This is a genomic window from Corynebacterium axilliensis (assembly GCF_046097495.1).
Lineage (GTDB): Bacteria > Actinomycetota > Actinomycetes > Mycobacteriales > Mycobacteriaceae > Corynebacterium.
Genome location: NZ_CP175768.1, coordinates 1661063 through 1678021, shown reverse-complemented (window position 1 = coordinate 1678021; position 16959 = coordinate 1661063). Strand labels below are relative to the sequence as shown.

The following is a 16959-nucleotide window of genomic DNA, read 5'->3' as shown; positions in this document are numbered from 1 at the left end:
GAAGTTAACAAAGTGGGATAATCATTCGATAACCCGTATATACGTGTCGGCACACGCGCCTTCGTGCTGCGTAAAATCGACAACCTTGCACTTTGTCCGCGTTAGAAAGCTAGAGATTTATGACCGTTGAAGAGCTTCGTGGCTGGCTGCGCACCTGGGTTGCGCAGACCACCGGCCTCTCCGCAGAGGAAATCACGGACACCAAGCCGCTGGAGAACTTCGGCCTGTCCTCGCGCGATGCCGTGGTCCTTTCCGGCGAGTTAGAAAACCTTCTGGGCATTAAGCTCGAGCCCACCGTGGCCTACGAGTACCCCACCATCGCGCAGCTGGCGGACCGCCTGGTCAACGGCGCGGCTTCCGAGGCGCCGCAGGCCGCAGCAGGGCAGTCGCGCGCGCCGCTTATCGAAGGCGGCGACATCGCCGTCATCGGCTACGCCGGCCGCTTCCCGGGTGCCAACAACGTCGCCGAGTTCTGGGACATGCTCGCCGAAGGCCGCCCCGGCACCGGCCCGCTGCCCGTCGGCCGCTGGTCGGAGTATTCCGCCGACCCGGTTACCAGCGAGAAGATGGAGCAGCAGAACACCGACGGCGGCTATATTGAGGACATCGCGAGCTTCGACGCCGAGTTCTTCGGTCTCTCCCCACTAGAGGCGGCCAACATGGACCCGCAGCAGCGCATCCTCCTCGAGGTGGCCTGGGAGGCCCTCGAAGACGCCGGCGTGCCTGCCAACCAGCTGCGCGGTACCGCCACCGGCGTCTACATGGGCTCCACCAACAACGACTACGGCATGCTCATCACCGCCGACCCGGCGGAGATGCACCCCTACGCCATGACCGGCACGTCCTCTGCCATCATCGCCAACCGCCTGTCCTACGCCTTCGACCTGCGCGGTCCTTCCATCAACGTGGACACCGCCTGCTCCGCCTCCCTCGTGGCGGTCAACCAGGCCGTCAAGGACCTGCGCGTGGGCGCGGCCGACGTGGCCCTGGCCGGCGGCATCAACATCCTGTCCGCCCCGCACGCCTCCATTGGATTTAGCGAGCTGGGCGTTACCTCGCCCACGAGCGCTATCCACGCCTTCTCCGACGACGCCGACGGCATCGTCCGCGCGGATGCCGCGGGCGTGCTCGTGCTCAAGCGCCTGGCCGATGCCGAGCGCGACGGCGACACCATCGCCGCCGTCATCAAGGGCTCCGCCGTCAACTCCGACGGCCACTCCAACGGCCTGACCGCCCCGAACCCGGAGGCGCAGGTCGACGTCCTCGAGCGCGCCTACGCCGACGCCGGCATCCGCCCGCAGGACGTGGACTACGTCGAGGCCCACGGCACCGGCACCATCCTGGGTGACCCCATCGAGGCCACCGCGCTGGGCCGCGTGCTCGGCCCGGGTCGCCAGGCCGCCACCCCGACCCTTCTGGGCTCCGCCAAGACCAACATCGGCCACTCCGAGTCCGCCGCCGGCGTGGTCGGCCTCATCAAGGTCATCGAGGGTATGCGCCACGGTGTCATCCCGCCCAGCATCAACTACGCCGGCCCCAACCGCTATATCGACTTCGACGCCGAGCACCTCGAAGTGGTCGAGGACCCGCGCGAGTGGCCCGAGTACTCCGGCCAGAAGGTCGCCGGTGTCTCCGGCTTCGGCTTCGGCGGCACCAACGCCCACGTGGTCCTCACCGATTACCGCGGGTTGACCCACACCGATGCCCCGCAGGTGGCCGTCGGCGAGGGCCAGTCGGTGGCCCTGCCGGTCTCCGGCCTGCTGCCCTCGCGCCGCGCGGCCGCCGCAGCCGCGCTGGCGGACTACATCGAGTCCGAGGACCCCAACCTCCTCTCCGTGGCCCGTACCTTGTCCCACCGCAACCATGGCCGCTCCCGGGCGGTCGTGACGGCGTCGTCCAGCGCGGAAGCCGTCAAGCGCCTGCGCCAGGTGGCAGAGGGCACCGTGTCCGTCGGCATCGCCGCCGCGGATTCGCCCTCCGTCCACGGCCCCGTCTTCATGTACTCCGGCTTTGGCTCGCAGCACCGCAAGATGGCCAAGGACATGATTGAGATCTCGCCGCTGTTCAAGCAGCGCCTGGAGGAGCTCGACGCCGTCGTGGCCTACGAGTCCGGCTGGTCCATCTTGGAGCTCGTCCACGATGATTCCCAGACCTACAACACCGAAACCGCGCAGGTGGCAATCACCGCCATCCAGATCGCGCTGACGGACCTGCTCGCTACGTTCGGCGTGCGCCCGGCTGGTGTCATCGGCATGTCCATGGGTGAAATCGGTGCCGCCTACGCCGCGGGCGGCATCAGCGCGGAGGACGCGATGCGCATTGCCTGCCACCGCGCGCGCCTCATGGGGGAGGGCGAGGCCTCGCTTTCCGACGACCAACAGGGCGCCATGGCCGTCGTCGAACTTTCCGCGGACGACATCGACGCTCTACCGGGAAACATCGAGCCCGCCGTCTACACCGGCCCCGGCATGACCACCGTCGGCGGCCCGCGCGAGGAGGTCCTCGCGCTGGTGGAGAAGCTCGACGGCGAGGGCAAGTTCGCCCGCGCCCTCAACGTCAAGGCCGCCGGCCACACCTCCGCCGTGGACCCGCTGCTGGGTGAGCTGTATGCCGAAATCGCCGGCATTGAGGCCCGCCCGCTGCACACCACGCTGTTTTCTTCCGTCGACCGTGGCAAGGCCTACCGCCCGGGTGCCGTGGTGCACGACGAGGACTACTGGATCCGCATGACCCGCCACGCGGTCTACCTGCAGGACGCCACCGAGTCCGCCTTCGACGCCGGCCACACGCAGATTGTGGAGATCTCCCCGAACCCGATTGCGCTCATGGGCCTGATGTCCACCGCCTTCGCCGTGGGCAAGGCGGATGCGCAGCTGCTCTACAGCCTCAAGCGCAAGGTGGACCCCACCGAGTCCCTGCTGGACCTGCTGTCCAAGCTCTACGCCGCGGGTGCCCCAGTGGACTACACCAAGGTCTTCGGCTCCGGTGCGCAGGTCGCCGTTCCGCACACCCAGTTCCGCCGCCAGCGTTTCTGGACCAACGCTCGCCCCTCTGCCGGTATCTCCGGCCTGCCGGGCGCGCGCGTTACCCTCCCGGACGGCACCGTGGCCTTCTCCACCAACGCGGACCAGGCGCCGAGCGCCCTGGCCATCCTGGAGGCCGCGGCCGAGGCCGTGCAGCCGGGCGCGCAGATCGCCGCCAGCGAGGAACACGCGGACCTGCCCGCGAAGGGCGAGGTCACCACCGTTGTTCGCCGCACCTTGGGCGGGCTGTCCGTGGCGGTGCACTTCGTGGATGGTGCGACGACCAAGCTCATCGCGGAGGGTTTTGCCTCCACGCTCAACCTCGCGGCGCCTGCCGCCGATCCCGAGCCGAGCCTGCAGCAGGCCGTGACCGCGCCGAAGTTCGCCGACCCCGAGGTGGGCGTTGACGCCGTGCGTTGGGACCCGGAGAAGGAGACCGTGGAGGAGCGCCTCTCCCTCATCGTCTCCGAGTCCATGGGCTACGACGTCTCCGACCTGCCGCGCGAGCTGCCGCTCATTGACCTGGGCCTGGATTCGCTCATGGGCATGCGCATCAAGAACCGCGTGGAGAACGACTTCCAGATTCCGCCACTGCAGGTGCAGGCGCTTCGCGACGCCTCCCTGGCCGACGTCATCACCATGGTCGAGACCGCCGTCTCCGGCCCGCCGGCCGACGCCGCTGACGCTCACGCCGCTACCGCACACGCCGCGCCCTCCGCGCTCACCGAGGGCGAGGACTCCGCCGACGAGGCCTCCACGGTGAGCGCGAAGGGCGTTGCGGACGAGGCCGACGACGGTGAGCGCGAAGGCGAGGGCGTGGGCGTGGCCCCGCGCGACGCCTCCGAGCGCATGGTTTTCGGCACGTGGGCCACCTTCACTGGTAAGGCCGCGGCCGGCGTGACCTCCGCGCTGCCGGAAGTGTCCGAGGACGTGGCCCAGCAGATTGCCCAGCGCCTTACCGAGCGCGCCGGGGTCGAGGTCACCACCGCGGACGTGCGCGGCGCCGAGACTTTGGAGCCGCTGGCAGACATGGTCCGCCGGGGACTGGAGACCGACGTCGAGGGCAACATCCGCGTCCTGCGGGAGGCCGATGGGCCTGCCGTCTTCATGTTCCACCCGGCCGGCGGCACCACCGTGGTCTACCAGCCGCTGACCCGCCGCCTGCCTGCCGACGTCGCAGTCTATGGTGTCGAGCGCATCGAGGGCAGCCTGGAGGATCGCGCCGCGGCCTACATCGAGGACATCCTGCGCTACGCTCGCGGCCGCAAGGTAGTGCTCGGCGGCTGGTCCTTCGGCGGTGCGCTGGCCTACGAGGTGGCCTACCAGCTGCAGGAGCGTAGCTCCCGCGGTGAGGAGTCGGCCGAGGTCGCCTTCATCGCGCTGTTGGATACCACCCAGCCCGCGCACCCGGCGCCCGATTCCCTCGAGGAGACCAAGGCCCGCTGGGGCCGCTACGCCGCCTTTGCCAAGAAGACCTACGGCCTTGATTTCGAGCCGCCCTACGAGATGCTGGAAACCGTCGGCGAAGATGCGCTCATGGCCATGCTCGCCGAGTTCCTCACCTCCACCGACGCCTCCGAGCACGGCCTGTCCGCCGGCGTACTCGAGCACCAGCGCGCGTCCTTCGTGGACAACCAGATTCTGGGGAAGCTGGATATGGAAAGGTGGGCGTCGGTAAGCGTGCCGGTGCTGCTCTTCCGCTCCGAGCGCATGCATGACGGCGCCATCGAGCTCGAGCCGGCCTATGCGGAGATTAACCCGGACGGCGGCTGGGGCGTTATCGTGAAGGATCTAGAGATTGTGCAGCTGCCCGGCGATCACCTGGCGGTTCCCGATGAGCCGGCAATCGGTATCGTGGGCAAGCACATGGAGGAATGGATCGAGGAGAAGATTCGCAAGTGACTAGCACCGCTGACAAGCTGGCGGACCTGCGCGAGCGCCTCGAGCGCGCCCAAGACCCCGGTAGCGAGCGCTCCCGTGCTCGCCGCGACGAAGCCGGCCGCTCGACGCCGCGCCAACGCATCGCCGCGCTTCTCGACGAAGGCTCTTTCGTCGAAACCGGTGCCCTAGGCAAAACCCCCGGCGACCCGGATGCGATTTACTCCGACGGCGTGGTCACCGGCCACGGCCGCATCAACGGCCGCCCGGTGTGCATCTATGCGCACGACAAGACCGTCTACGGCGGTTCCGTGGGCGTGACCTTTGGTAAGAAGGTCACCGACATCATGGATTTGGCCATCAAGATTGGCTGCCCGGTCATCGGCATCCAGGATTCCGGTGGTGCCCGCATCCAGGATGCGGTGACCTCGCTTGCCATGTACTCCGAGATTGCCCGCCGCCAGCTGCCGCTTAGTGGCCGCAGCCCGCAGATCTCCATCATGATGGGCAAGTCCGCCGGTGGTGCGGTGTATGCGCCGGTGACCACGGACTTCATCATCGCCGTCGATGGTGAGGCGGAGATGTACGTGACGGGTCCGAACGTCATCAAGGAGGTCACAGGTGAGGAGATCTCTTCCCATGACCTCGGTTCCGCGCGTCAGCAGGAGCTCAACGGCAACGTCTCCGTCGTGGTGCCCTCGGAGGATGATGCCTTCGACCTGGTGCGCGATTTGCTCGACCACCTGCCGCTGACCTGCTTCGATGAGGCGCCTGTCTTTGATGCGCCTACTGATGAGGAGGTGGCCCAGGACACCGAGCTGGATTCCTTCATGCCGGATGACACGAACGCCGGCTATGACATGATGGATTTGCTCACGCAGCTTGGCGACGATGACGAGCTCATCGAAATTCAGGAAAACTACGCCCCCAACGTCATTACCGCTTTTGGCCGCATTGATGGCAAGGCCGTGGGTTTTGTGGCGAATAACCCGATGCATTCGGCGGGCTGCATTGACGCAGACGCCGCCGATAAAGGTGGGCGCTTTATCCGCATTTGCGATGCCTACAACATTCCGTTGGTCTTCGTGGTCGATACGCCGGGTTACTTGCCGGGCGTGGACCAGGAGAAGGCTGGTCTGATTCACCGCGGCGCGAAGTTCGCGTTCGCCGTGGTGGAGGCCACCGTGCCGAAGGTATCGCTCATCGTGCGCAAGGCTTATGGCGGTGCGTACGCCGTGATGGGCTCGAAGAACCTCACCGGTGATATCAACCTGGCGTGGCCGACGGCCCAGATCGCCGTGATGGGCTCGGCCGCCGCCGTGGTCATGATTGCCGGCAAGCAGCTGGAGGCTGCTGAGACCCCGGAGCAGCGCGCCATGACGAAGAAGATGTTCATGGACTTCTACGACGAGACCATGACCGCGCCCTATGTTGCTGCGGAGCGCGGTTACCTCGATGGCATGATTAAGCCCTCCGAGTCGCGTCTAGCCCTGCGCCGCGCGCTGCGCCAGCTGGCCGATAAGCAGGAGAAGGATCTGCCCAAGAAGCACACCATCTCCCCGCTCTAGCGCCGGTTGTGCCCCAGACTGTATGCCCGTTTTCCTGCAGGGGCGTAACGTCAAGGGCATCCGTGCACGATAGACATAAAGTCTAGGTAATCGAATAAAGGAGAATTTTCATGCTCTCTAGTGTTATTGACCTTGGTGGCGACCTCATCAACCTCGTTATCATGCTGCTCAACCAGGCTGGCGTTAGCATTTCCGGTTCCTCTTTGAGCTCGAAGTAAGTCCCACACGAATAGCACCCCTCCGCAGGGCTCCTTAGGAGCCCTGCGGAGGGGTGCTTCGTTATTGCACTAAATGGGCGGCTTCTGGTGAACACGACGGCGTTGGGCTTATGTAGGGCGAACTCAAGACAATTCGGAGGTGCCACTGTTTGGTCTTTTGGAAGATCTCAATCCATGGCTTGCTCAAAATAAATAAAGAAGATCTCGCGTAACAGAAGACACTATACGAAGCTCGATGTAAGGTAGCTCACTATCAGGATTTTGTTGGGAGAGACAGGGAGATCGCCCTATGGCGGTAGCGTTAAAAGTCAGCGCGCTGTTAGAGCAATCATCTGCGGCTGGGCACTCCGCTGATAGCTGTCGGCTACCTGAATCCCTGGGCGATGGGATAGCAAATGGTTGTTGACGCACGTGTGACGCGGCTGACTCGATATAGTTTTGTGGTTGACTATTTTCTGTCGCATCTCGGCTACTTCGCTGTGATGCCGATTCTGGCGCTCTGGCTTCCCGATAAGTTTTCTCCGTTCATCGCTGGTTGTGCGATGGCTGCCTTTGGCATTTCGGTAAGAGCATCAACCTTGGTGATGGGGAGACTCCTACGGTTGCTCCCCTTCGCTGCGGCCATGCAGATCGGCTTAGTTGCTGCGTCAGTTTCTTTCTTTGTTATCGGTCTGCAGCCCAATGCGCCGCTACTCGTCGTTGCCTTGCTCTTGGCTGGAGCAGGAATAAACATGAATGGATCGAGTATTCGGCACTACCTTGTTGAATCCGAAGCATCTGAGACGACTAAGTTAGAGATTTTTGGATCGATCAATATTGCGGTGAACGTCTCGGCAGCGGTCGGGCCAGTCATCGGCAATGTCTTGTTCGCATCGACGTCGAATGTGATCTTTTTTTTATACCGCTGCGTGCTACTTGGCCGCTGCAGTTGTACCGGCGTTGACGTTGTCATACAAGCTAAGACCTCGGAAAGCTGATGTCCGGGGTTCCTTTGTGCGTAGAGTAATTCAGCCCCTAGGCAAGGCAACTGTGCGATGGATTGTTCTCGGCGTGGTGGTTGGGTACATGCTTTATAGTCAGCTCTTTTCTTCCATAGCGGTAGCAGTCAGTGCGCATTACACGTCGCCCGTCATCCGAGGAGCGGTATTTGCGGTAAATGCCCTTTCGGTGGTGCTGCTTCAGCCTCTGGGCACGCGATTGATTAAGAAAGCACGAGACAGCGGACTATCGAATCAGACGTTGGTGCTGGTTTCTCCTTTAGTTTTTGTAATTGCCCTGGTCGCGGTGAAAATCAATCCTTTTCTTGGGATCATCATTTTTTCTTTCGCGGAGACTCTTTTTATTCCGCTAGTGGATGCAGCGCTTCTTTCGTTACCAATGACTGGTTCTTTAGAAGCGGTTCAGGCGCGACAGTTAGTGGTTGCCACTGGGGAAGGAATCGGTCTTGGGCTCGGTGTCATCGTTGCTCCTCAATGGATTGCGTTGTCTGCTGCCGTGCTTATTGTCTGCTGCTTTGTTGTGCGCTTAATGAGTGGAGAACATGACGCTAAACAATGCGACAAGGTTCCATCCTCGGCTAAGCATTGAGAGCGCGGCTATTGACAATGAGAACTGACAAACCAACAAACAGATCAATGAGAAGGCGATGAATATGAAATTGAACGAACGCTTTGCAGATGGTTCCGGCAGGTCTCCTCGAACGCTGACGCTAGTGATGTTTGGCTATAATCACGAGGCCCTTTGCGCTCTTGCCAAGGCAGACACAGAATTCTGCGTCATCGTGGTGGAGGAGCGTTCACTGTATGAAAAGAAGGGACTCGAAAAGCGATCTACTGATCCTCGAATTCGATCTGTTCTTTCACGGTGGGAATGGTGCGAATACCAGAACAATTCTCCTGCAGCCATCGAGTGTATCCGTGAGATTCTAAAGGATACGCATGTCGATGGCATCGTGCCGGGCTTGGAGTATGCCGTGGGCGCCGCTAATGCTGCAGCTCGCGCCGTGGGCCTGCCGCATGCAGGGGAAGATGCTCCCTTGCGAGATAAAATTGCGTTCCGCCGTTGTGTGGGCGGAGTTCAATGGACTGAGGTCAAGAGCGAAAGCGACATCTTCGAGCCGCCCTGTGTGATTAAGCCAGCGAACCGTCAAGCCTCACTTGGTGTCTCAATCATTCGTTCATCTGAAGACGTTTCGAAGGCGTGGACTCATACGTCGACCGCACGCGAACCTCGCCAGGAAGCGGGCCGACCATGGGATACTCGCTACATTTGCGAGAGCTTGATAGAGGGAGATGAGACGTCGGCCGAATGCCTCGTAGTCGATGGTGATGTGGTGTTCCTGAACATTACGAGCAAAGAGACTAGCGGTGCCGTGGAATTAGGACACGAAGTAGGACAGCACAATCCTGGGGTGGAGGAGGCCATGCGGGATTTGGTGTCGAAGTTGGGGGTACAGACCGCTCTACTTCATGCCGAATTCAAGGGCACCACACCCATTGAATGTGCAGGCCGCCCACCAGGCGACCGAATCATGCTTCTCATTGATCGGGCGTGGGGAGTAAATCTCTATGAGCAGTGGGCACGTGCACTGTGCCAATATGCGGTCTCAGTGCCACAACAACCTAGTTCTTCAGCAGCTATTCGCTTCATTCATGCACCGCGGGGTTTGGTACGGAGCATTGAAGATCCAACGGGACAGTGCGTTATCACAGTCGAACCGAATACCTGGGTCTCCGAACTAGCATGCTCGTGGGACAGAGTAGGTTTCGTGGAAGCTGATACGCGTGCGGACGCAGTTCGCCGCGCATCGCAGGTTCGTTTCAACATGGCCAACGATGTAGTCCTCTACCTCAATCACCGGAGGACTGCCGCGGAATGGACACCAGCATTCGAAGCATCTGAAGGTGCGGTGCTTCTCACTGACAAGGAAGTTCGACCTGCCGGCATCGTAGAGACAGTGCAGCTTGATACCAATGACCAAGATGCTGTCACTGCAGCAGTGGATGAGTTGTCATCCCGCTACGACATCCGTGGAGTTGTCACTTTCAGCGATCGTGATGTAGAAACGGTGTCCTTGCTTGCCGATAAACTCGGCCTTCCTGCACCATCGCAGGCCGCTGCTCTGAAGGCACGGAACAAATTTGAGATGCGAAAGGCCGTGCAAAGTATCGCACCGCGGATGGTTCCTTCGTTTTCGTTGATTGAGCCGGGGGATAATGCGCAATCGGTAATGGAGAGTGCAGGAATCACGGTCCCGTGTGTGGTCAAGCCAGTGGATGCGTCTGGGTCTCGAGGGTTTTCATTGTGCCATACGGCGGAGGAAGTCACGGCTGCGGTGTCCCGATGGGGCGGCCCGATGGTAGTGGAGGAGTTACTGACCGGAAGTGAACATAGCGCCGAGGGATATGTGTACGAAGGGGACGTTCATCTCATAGGCGTGACAGATAAAACGACTACAGCTAAGTTTCGATTGGAGATTGGACAGGTTTTTCCATCGGCCGTAGAGGGAATTCAGGATGCGGTGAAGCCGCTTCTGCAAGCGACAATCAAAGCCCTCGGAATCAATAATTGTGCGTTCCACATGGAATTCTTCTTTGACGCTAGAACATCAACAGTTAAGTTGGTCGAGATTGCTGCTCGACCAGGTGGAGACTACATTGCCTCCCACTTGGTACCGCAGGTAACTGGTGTATCCTTCGCTCGCGATTTGGTACGCATTGCAACGGGGCAAAGACCTTCATTTGCGGTGCCTCGCGATGGCTATGTGGCGGCAACACTCAAGCTACATACCGAAAAAGAGGGAATACTTAAATTTATGGGTCAGCTTCCTACAGCTCCTATCGTCGTAGAATCCCAACAACACGTGCACGTCGGCGATGTGATTACGCAACCCCCTGCCGACACATTGAGTTCAATCCTTGCGGAAGTTGTAGTGGTGGCGTCGTCCCGAAGAGAGATAGAAGCTTTTGAATCGAGACTTCGGGAAGTGGAGGTAGTCGTTGAATAAGCAGCGAATCGGCTTGGTTGGGGCATTCCCTCGGATGCCGCACGGTCATCATCAGCTAGGCATGCTTCGAGATGCCGCTGCTCGCCAAGGCGTAGAGCTCATCGAATTAGACGGGAAGAACCTCGACCAAGCGCTCGCTCGGAAGGAATCAACTGGATACAGTGACTGTGAAGGCTACGTATGCTTCCGCGAAGACTACACATATCAGACCGCTCTTCTCGACGATTGTGGTAACGCTCCAGAGTGCGTAGCTAGATTGAAGCGGAAGGATGAGGCTCGTCAATGCTTGCGCGATGCTGGCTTCGAACAACCAGCGACGGCAGAGGATCCGAGAGACATACCAGGTCCTTGGGTCGTGAAGCCCCGCAGCGGATCAGGTAGTGCTGGAGTGAGTGTTCACACCGAACTTGAGAGTGCGAGGGAGGCGCTCCGAACACTGTCGGACGGCTTCGTCGAAACATTCGTCCAAGGCACTGAGTTTTCAGCGGAGGGGTACTTCTATGCCTCCGAACCTGTCGTAGTCGGTATCACTGATAAGCGGCTTGAGGGCGTGGTGGAAATCGGCCACCGTTACCCTAGCGTCCTTCTTGCGGATCATGAAGAAGAGATAGCCGCATCCGTCACTTCTGCCCTTAATGCATGGGGATTAAGTGCGGGGCTCTTTCATGTCGAGGGCTGGTGGGTGGACGGCCAGGGGGTGGTCTTAGGTGAAGGGCATGTGCGCCCAGGCGGCGACTTCATTCACCTACTTGTCAGTTCTGTGCACGGTGCAAACATTTTTGATCCTCTCATTGCAGATGCTTTGCGCCAGCACGGTAGAAAAAACGCTCTTAACGATGGATTTGTCTTTCCTCAACGGCGCGATGGTCACAGTAGCGCTGTTCGCTATATCCAAGTCCCTTCCGGCACCATCACAGCCGTTAGTGGGGTCGAGGAGGCGCTATCGGAACCAGGAATCCTTGCCGGCTATTGCACAGCGGAACCTGGTGTAAGGGTGGGGAGTGCGAGCTCTTCAACAGAGCGACTTGGTTGCCTCGTAGCGCATGCCTGCAGCGGAGAAGACCCGGAAGATATTCTGGATAGCGCAATGGGTAAGTTGCGGATTACCGTGAGCGATTAGGAACGCTGGGACGCAAAGGCTGCGATGGCTCGCCAGCCAAAGAAGAACAGCGCGGACATCACGGTGGCCACGATGAGGAAGGACCAGTGCGGCAGACGGCCGTTGACCAGCATCCACAAAGCCATACCGCCAACGATGGCGCTGAGCCACACGACGACGCCTTCCTTCCACAGGCCGCTCAGCTTCGTGGCCATGATGATGACCCAGCCCACGAGCGCGCCCACGGTCCACGGCCAGAAGGCATCCACCCACGAGCTAAAGCTCAGACCACCGTGCGCCAGGCGGGCGAGGATGGCGAAGAGGGCGAGAGCGAGGACGTCGATAAGCGGGGCAACGCGCATTTAGGATTCCTTCTGGTTCAGCGCCGCGTAGGAAAAGCCATCGCGGGCGTAGTGGGCGAAATAGATGACCCACCCAATGATAGTGATGAGCGCAAAGGAGATAAGCCGGTAGATGATGGCCGCGGAGGTGGCGTGCACGACCGTGAGGCCGGTGGCCACCAGCGGGGCGATGAGCGCGGCCTCCACCGTGCCCAGACCACCGGGGGTGACCTGCGCGGACCCAGCCAGCTTCGCGGCGAGGAAAGCCAAGGCCACACCGGCAATTGTGGTGTCGTCCGCACCAGCACGCAGCCACGGAATCTCGCCGGTCATCGCCCACACCGAGGCCCACAAGGCGGCCATATCGGCCAGGCGGTGCACCAGCGACGCCCCGGCAACCACGGCAAAGGAGCCGCGCGAAAGGTGGACCTCGCCGAGGTTGCGCACCTCTTGGATCGCGCGATCCCGCTTAGGCCCGGGCCGCAGCGTGCGCAGCCAGCGCTCCAGGGTCACTGGGTGGGAGGTCAGCCAGAAGATGCCACCGAGTGCGGCGAGCATGAGCACAACCGTGGTAATCAGCGAGCCTAGAGCCATATCCGCGTTGAGGAAGAACACCCCGCCCAGGCCGATGAGGGCGAGGAACAGCGAGCTGACGATGGAGGACAGGAACAAAAAGTAGCTGCACAGCGCCACCGACGCGCCCCAGCGGCGCTGCACCTGGAAGGTGAGCACCGCGGAGAAGGCCGGTCCAGCCGGCAGGGTGGTGGACCACGCGTTGGAGGCCAGCGTGATGGCGTAGGTCTCACGCAGCGGGACCCTGACGCCGCCGGCGCCGATGAGCCGCTTCATCACCTCCGCCATCCCGGCGATGGAGCCGAGCGCAAAGAGCACGACCAGCACCACCGGCAGCGGCTCGGCGTGGCGCAGGCGGCGCAGACCCTCGGTGATGAAGTCCAGCTGGTCGCGGAAGAACCACGCCAGCGCGGCCAGGATGACCAGCGAGATTCCCCAGGTGAGCCATTTCTTGTTCATCGTTTATCCGCGGAGTTGAGGCGGCGGGCAAGCTCGGTGAAGGGGATGAGCTCGTCGTCGGTGTCGACGCTGCGGGAGCCCCGGGCGGGGGCGTCGGTGTCGGTTGCGGGTGCAGCGCTGGACGACGCCTCCCCGCCCAGCCCCGACGCCATCCGCGTCAGGAAGCGCGGTGCCCACCAGTTGTCCTCGCGCAGCAGGTGCATGACGGCGGGGACGAGGAGCATGCGGACGATGGTGGCGTCGATAAGCAGGGCGAAAATCATGCCGAAGGCGATGTACTTCATCATCACGATGTCGGAGAAGCCGAAGGCGCCGGCGACGACGATCATGATGAGTGCGGCCGCAGTGATGATGCCGCCGGTGTGCGCGGTGCCCGCAGCGATGGCCTCGTCTGTGGAAGCGCCCCGGCGACGGGCTTCTACCATGCGGGAGACCAGGAAGACCTCGTAGTCCGTGGAGAGACCAAAGACGATGGCGATGATGAGCACCAAGATCGGGCTCATGAGGGGCCCTGCGGTGTAGTTGAGCGCCCCGGAGCCCAGGCCGTCGACGAACATGAGCGTCAGGATGCCCAGCGTCGCGCCCAGAGAGAGCAGCGTCATGAAGATGGCCTTGAGCGGCAAGATAAATGAGCCGAAGACTAGCGCCATGAGGATGAACGTGGCCAGCACGACGTAGAGGGCCATCCACGGCAGGGTGTCAAAGAGCGCGTCGAGGGACTCGACCTCCATCGCCGGCGTGCCACCGACGTAGAGCTCCACGCCTTCGGGTGCCTCGATGCTCTCGAGTTCGTGGACGATGCGCCCGTAGTCCTCGCGGTCCTGGATGCCCGCGCCCAGGACGGTGGTGCCGTCCACGGTCTTGGACTTCGGGCCCATCGGCTCGGTGAAGCCCTGAATGGAGCGGGCCTGCATGAGGACGTCGACAAGCTGCTGGTTCGTCGCGTTTTTCACCACGAGCTTGACCGGCTCGGTGCGGAAGGCCGGGAACTTATCGTTGAACTGGTCCTGGGCCACGCGGACCTCCTGGTCCGGCGGCAGGTAGGACTCGTTGATGCCGCCGAACTTCACGCCCAGCACCGGCAGGGTGAGCGCGATGAGCAGGGCGCAGATGGCGGCCGTCATCAGCCCCGCGCGGCGCATGGCCCAGCGCGGCAGCTTGTACCACCAGGAGTCTTCGATGCGCCGCCCGCGCCGGGAGGCCTTGCGCACGGACCACTTGTCAATGTTGGGGCCGAGCATGCCGAACAGCGAGGGCAGCACCATCACGGAGAGCAGGGCGGCCAAGCCCACGGCGGAGATGGAGCCGTAGGCTACGGACTTGAGGAAGGCCTGGGGGAAGAGGAAAAGCCCGGACAGGGACACCGCCACCATGGCGGCGGAGAAGACCACCGTCTGGCCCGCGGTGGCGGTGGTGGTGGCCACGGCCTCTTCGGTGCTGCGGCCCTTGTCCAGCTCCTCGCGGAAGCGCGAGACCATGAACAGGCCGTAGTCGATGGCCAGGCCCAGGCCCAGCAGCGTGACGACGGCTTGGGCGAACACGTTGACCTGCAGGAATCCCGCCAGGATGGAAAGGATGCCGAGGGAGCCCAGGATGGACAGCCCGCCCACCACGAGCGGCATGAACGCCGCGACGACGGAGCCGAAGACCACGAGCAGCAGCAGGCCCACGAGCGGCAGCGCGGCCTTCTCGGCGCGGGAAATATCCTTGGCCATGCCCTCATCCAGCGCATCGGCCACGGCGGTCGCTCCGGCGACCTGCACGGGGACGTCGGCAGAGTGTAGCGAATCCTCGATGGCGCGGAAGTCCTTGAGGGTCTGCTCGCCGTCGCCTTTGAGCCCGATGGCGGCGAAGGCCGTGGAGTGGTCCCGCGTGATGAGGTTGGGGTTGCGTTTGTCGAAGTAGCTGGTGACGGAGTCAATCTGCTCCGGGTGCTGCGCCTTGAGCTCATCCAGGAAGGCGGTGGCTTCGGAGGCGTGGGCGTCGGGGTCGTCGAAAAGCAGGATGACGTCGCCGGAATTGTCGCGGCCGAAGGTCTCGAGCTCGATGTGCGCCGCGCTTGTCGACGCCGCCGCCGGGTCCTCCCACCCCTCCTGGCTCATCCGGTCTCCCAGGCGGCTGCCGAACCCGAGGAAGAGCAGCAGGATGATGCCGACGATGACCAGTGGGATGGCCTTGCGGTGGGCGTAGGAAAAACGGCCCCAGGAGTAAAACATGCTTCTCCTAACGGTTCTCGGGGGCGTGAGGGCGCGGGGAGGCCGGGGACACGAGCGCGGACAGCGGGCGGAAGGGCTGCAGCCACGCGCCGCCCGGGGGCAGGTTGTCCAGGTTGACGCGGGGCAGCGGCTCGCGGAAGACACCCTCGATGTCCTCGAGGTCGACGAACTCGATGTCCGGGTGGGTCACCGCCCAGGAGGCGTGCTCGTGGAAGCCGAGGACGCAGGTGGGCAGGCCGGAGGCGGTGAGTTGTTCCAGCAGGTGCTGGAAGTTCTGACCGTCGGCAGAAGCCACGATGACCCCGGAGAGGTCCTCGCGGTGGGCCTTGATGTGTTCGATCATGTCGGGGTCGACGTCGTCGTCCTCGTGCAGCTTGGGCTTGGCAAAGACGGCGAAGCCGACGTTGCGGATGGCCTCCACCCACGGGCGGATGACGTCCGCGCCGCCGGGGCTGACGTTGGTGAAGACGGCGGCCTCTGGGGTGGCGTCGTTGTCCATGGCCAGCTCCACCAGCCAGCGGCCGATGGCGTCAAAGCGCGGGCGGTAGGCGGCGGTGGGCCGCCCGCCCAGGATGGCGCCGAGCCCCATGTCCATGTTCGGTGCGTCCCACACCAGGAGATAGGTTCCGGCCATTACTTCTTCTCCCACAGGTACTCAGTGATGACGTGTTCCTTGTCCAGGCCCTTGCCCTCGAACTTGGTGATGACCTGGCGGTCGGTGAGGATGGGGCACTCCGGCCACGGCCAGCCCTTGTACTCGAGGGACGGCTCGACCTCCACGAGCTCGTTAATCCACTCGGCATATCCTGCATGGTCGGTGGCCACGTGGAGCACGCCGCCCGGCTTGAGGCGGGAGGCGAACAGGTTGAGCGTGCCGGACTGGATGATGCGGCGCTTGTGGTGGCGGGCCTTGGGCCAGGGATCCGGGAAGAAGATGCGGATGCCGTCCAAGGACTCCGGGGCAATCATGCGCATGAGCACCTCGATGCCATCGCCGCGCACCATGCGGATGTTGTCAATGTCATTGCGCACGATGGAGCCGAGCAGCTTGGCCAGGCCGGGCTTGTAGAGCTCAACGGCGATGATATTGGTATCCTTCTCCAGCGGCGCCATGGCGGCGGTGGAGGTGCCGGTGCCGGATCCGATCTCCACGATGGTCTTCGCGCCGTCGCGGCCGAACCAGGCGGGGATGTCCAGGGGTTCGTCGGCAAGCATGCGCCCCAGCTCGGGCCAGTGCTCCTCAAAGAGCGCGTTCTGGTTATCGGTGAGGGTGCCGCGGCGGAAGGTGACGTTGCCCAGGCGCGGGTAGTCCAGGTCGTTGTTGAACTCCGCGTTGAAGTCGGTCTGGAGGCCGCGGCCGTGCGGCATCTCGGCGGCCGGCGGGGTGGGGGAAGAGTCTGCGCTATTCATCGGGATACATTGTTCCCCTAAGCAGGGGTGGGGAGCAACGTGCCGCGCCGGGTGCCCGGGCGGGCGAGTACGCAGCGGGTGCGGCCAGCGGGGTGGGAACGGTGCCCGAATAAAGGATGTAGGGGTAGGAACGCGACAAACCGGGCGTGGAGAAATGATCGATTTATG

Annotated in this window: 11 protein-coding genes; 6 read left to right on the top strand and 5 right to left on the bottom strand. The window is 62.6% G+C overall.

The window, feature by feature from the left end; genetic code table 11:
* The first annotated feature begins 119 nt into the window (after nt 1-119).
* From ACKFR8_RS08045 to ACKFR8_RS08020, 6 genes are all read left to right on the top strand, one after another.
* A complete protein-coding gene (locus ACKFR8_RS08045; RefSeq protein ID WP_408929712.1) occupies nt 120-4925 on the top strand; it encodes a beta-ketoacyl synthase N-terminal-like domain-containing protein in 4806 nt (1601 codons plus the stop codon).
* Nucleotides 4922-6469, top strand: a complete 1548-nt coding sequence (locus ACKFR8_RS08040) for an acyl-CoA carboxylase subunit beta (protein WP_039672570.1) — start codon at nt 4922-4924, stop codon at nt 6467-6469. The genes ACKFR8_RS08045 and ACKFR8_RS08040 overlap by 4 nt, the downstream gene beginning before the upstream one ends.
* 613 nt (nt 6470-7082) lie before the next feature.
* The gene (locus tag ACKFR8_RS08035) at nt 7083-7664 is read left to right on the top strand and encodes an MFS transporter (protein WP_408929711.1); all 582 of its coding nucleotides are present in this window, start codon (nt 7083-7085) and stop codon (nt 7662-7664) included.
* A gap of 52 nt (nt 7665-7716) precedes the next feature.
* A complete protein-coding gene (locus ACKFR8_RS08030; protein WP_408929710.1) occupies nt 7717-8274 on the top strand; it encodes a hypothetical protein in 558 nt (185 codons plus the stop codon).
* A gap of 58 nt (nt 8275-8332) precedes the next feature.
* Nucleotides 8333-10693 carry an ATP-grasp domain-containing protein gene (locus ACKFR8_RS08025; protein WP_408929709.1) on the top strand — a complete coding sequence of 787 codons (2361 nt, stop codon included), beginning with the start codon at nt 8333-8335 and terminating at the stop codon, nt 10691-10693.
* Nucleotides 10694-10727: 34 nt separating this feature from the next.
* Nucleotides 10728-11813 (top strand): ATP-grasp domain-containing protein, encoded by a 1086-nt coding sequence (locus tag ACKFR8_RS08020; RefSeq protein ID WP_408931007.1) that lies wholly within the window; start codon nt 10728-10730, stop codon nt 11811-11813.
* Here ACKFR8_RS08020 and ACKFR8_RS08015 read toward each other — a convergent pair.
* The 5 genes from ACKFR8_RS08015 to trmB are packed head-to-tail and all read right to left on the bottom strand — an operon-like array spanning nt 11810 to nt 16791.
* The gene (locus ACKFR8_RS08015) at nt 11810-12154 is read right to left on the bottom strand and encodes a DUF3054 domain-containing protein (RefSeq protein ID WP_408929708.1); all 345 of its coding nucleotides are present in this window, start codon (nt 12152-12154) and stop codon (nt 11810-11812) included. The two genes, ACKFR8_RS08020 and ACKFR8_RS08015, sit on opposite strands and share 4 nt — an antisense overlap.
* The gene (locus ACKFR8_RS08010; RefSeq protein ID WP_408929707.1) at nt 12155-13165 is read right to left on the bottom strand and encodes a lysylphosphatidylglycerol synthase transmembrane domain-containing protein; all 1011 of its coding nucleotides are present in this window, start codon (nt 13163-13165) and stop codon (nt 12155-12157) included.
* The gene (locus ACKFR8_RS08005) at nt 13162-15381 is read right to left on the bottom strand and encodes an MMPL family transporter (protein ID WP_408929706.1); all 2220 of its coding nucleotides are present in this window, start codon (nt 15379-15381) and stop codon (nt 13162-13164) included. The genes ACKFR8_RS08010 and ACKFR8_RS08005 overlap by 4 nt, the downstream gene beginning before the upstream one ends.
* 7 nt (nt 15382-15388) lie before the next feature.
* A complete protein-coding gene (locus ACKFR8_RS08000) occupies nt 15389-16015 on the bottom strand; it encodes an NYN domain-containing protein (RefSeq protein WP_296134702.1) in 627 nt (208 codons plus the stop codon).
* Nucleotides 16015-16791, bottom strand: coding sequence for a tRNA (guanosine(46)-N7)-methyltransferase TrmB (gene trmB, locus ACKFR8_RS07995; protein ID WP_408929705.1), 777 nt, complete (start codon nt 16789-16791; stop codon nt 16015-16017). Before trmB ends, ACKFR8_RS08000 begins: the two co-directional genes overlap by 1 nt.
* Nucleotides 16792-16959: the final 168 nt, after the last annotated feature.

Excerpts from the sequence above, each read along its gene's own strand:
- ACKFR8_RS08045 (WP_408929712.1), top strand. The coding sequence starts at position 120 with ATGACCGTTGAAGAGCTTCGTGGCTGGCTGCGCACCTGGGTTGCGCAG.
- ACKFR8_RS08035 (WP_408929711.1), top strand. The coding sequence starts at position 7,083 with ATGGTTGTTGACGCACGTGTGACGCGGCTGACTCGATATAGTTTTGTG.
- ACKFR8_RS08025 (WP_408929709.1), top strand. The coding sequence starts at position 8,333 with ATGAATATGAAATTGAACGAACGCTTTGCAGATGGTTCCGGCAGGTCT.
- ACKFR8_RS08020 (WP_408931007.1), top strand. The coding sequence starts at position 10,728 with ATGCCGCACGGTCATCATCAGCTAGGCATGCTTCGAGATGCCGCTGCT.
- ACKFR8_RS08015 (WP_408929708.1), bottom strand. The coding sequence starts at position 12,154 with ATGCGCGTTGCCCCGCTTATCGACGTCCTCGCTCTCGCCCTCTTCGCC.
- ACKFR8_RS08010 (WP_408929707.1), bottom strand. The coding sequence starts at position 13,165 with ATGAACAAGAAATGGCTCACCTGGGGAATCTCGCTGGTCATCCTGGCC.
- ACKFR8_RS08005 (WP_408929706.1), bottom strand. The coding sequence starts at position 15,381 with ATGTTTTACTCCTGGGGCCGTTTTTCCTACGCCCACCGCAAGGCCATC.
- ACKFR8_RS08000 (WP_296134702.1), bottom strand. The coding sequence starts at position 16,015 with ATGGCCGGAACCTATCTCCTGGTGTGGGACGCACCGAACATGGACATG.
- trmB (WP_408929705.1), bottom strand. The coding sequence starts at position 16,791 with ATGAATAGCGCAGACTCTTCCCCCACCCCGCCGGCCGCCGAGATGCCG.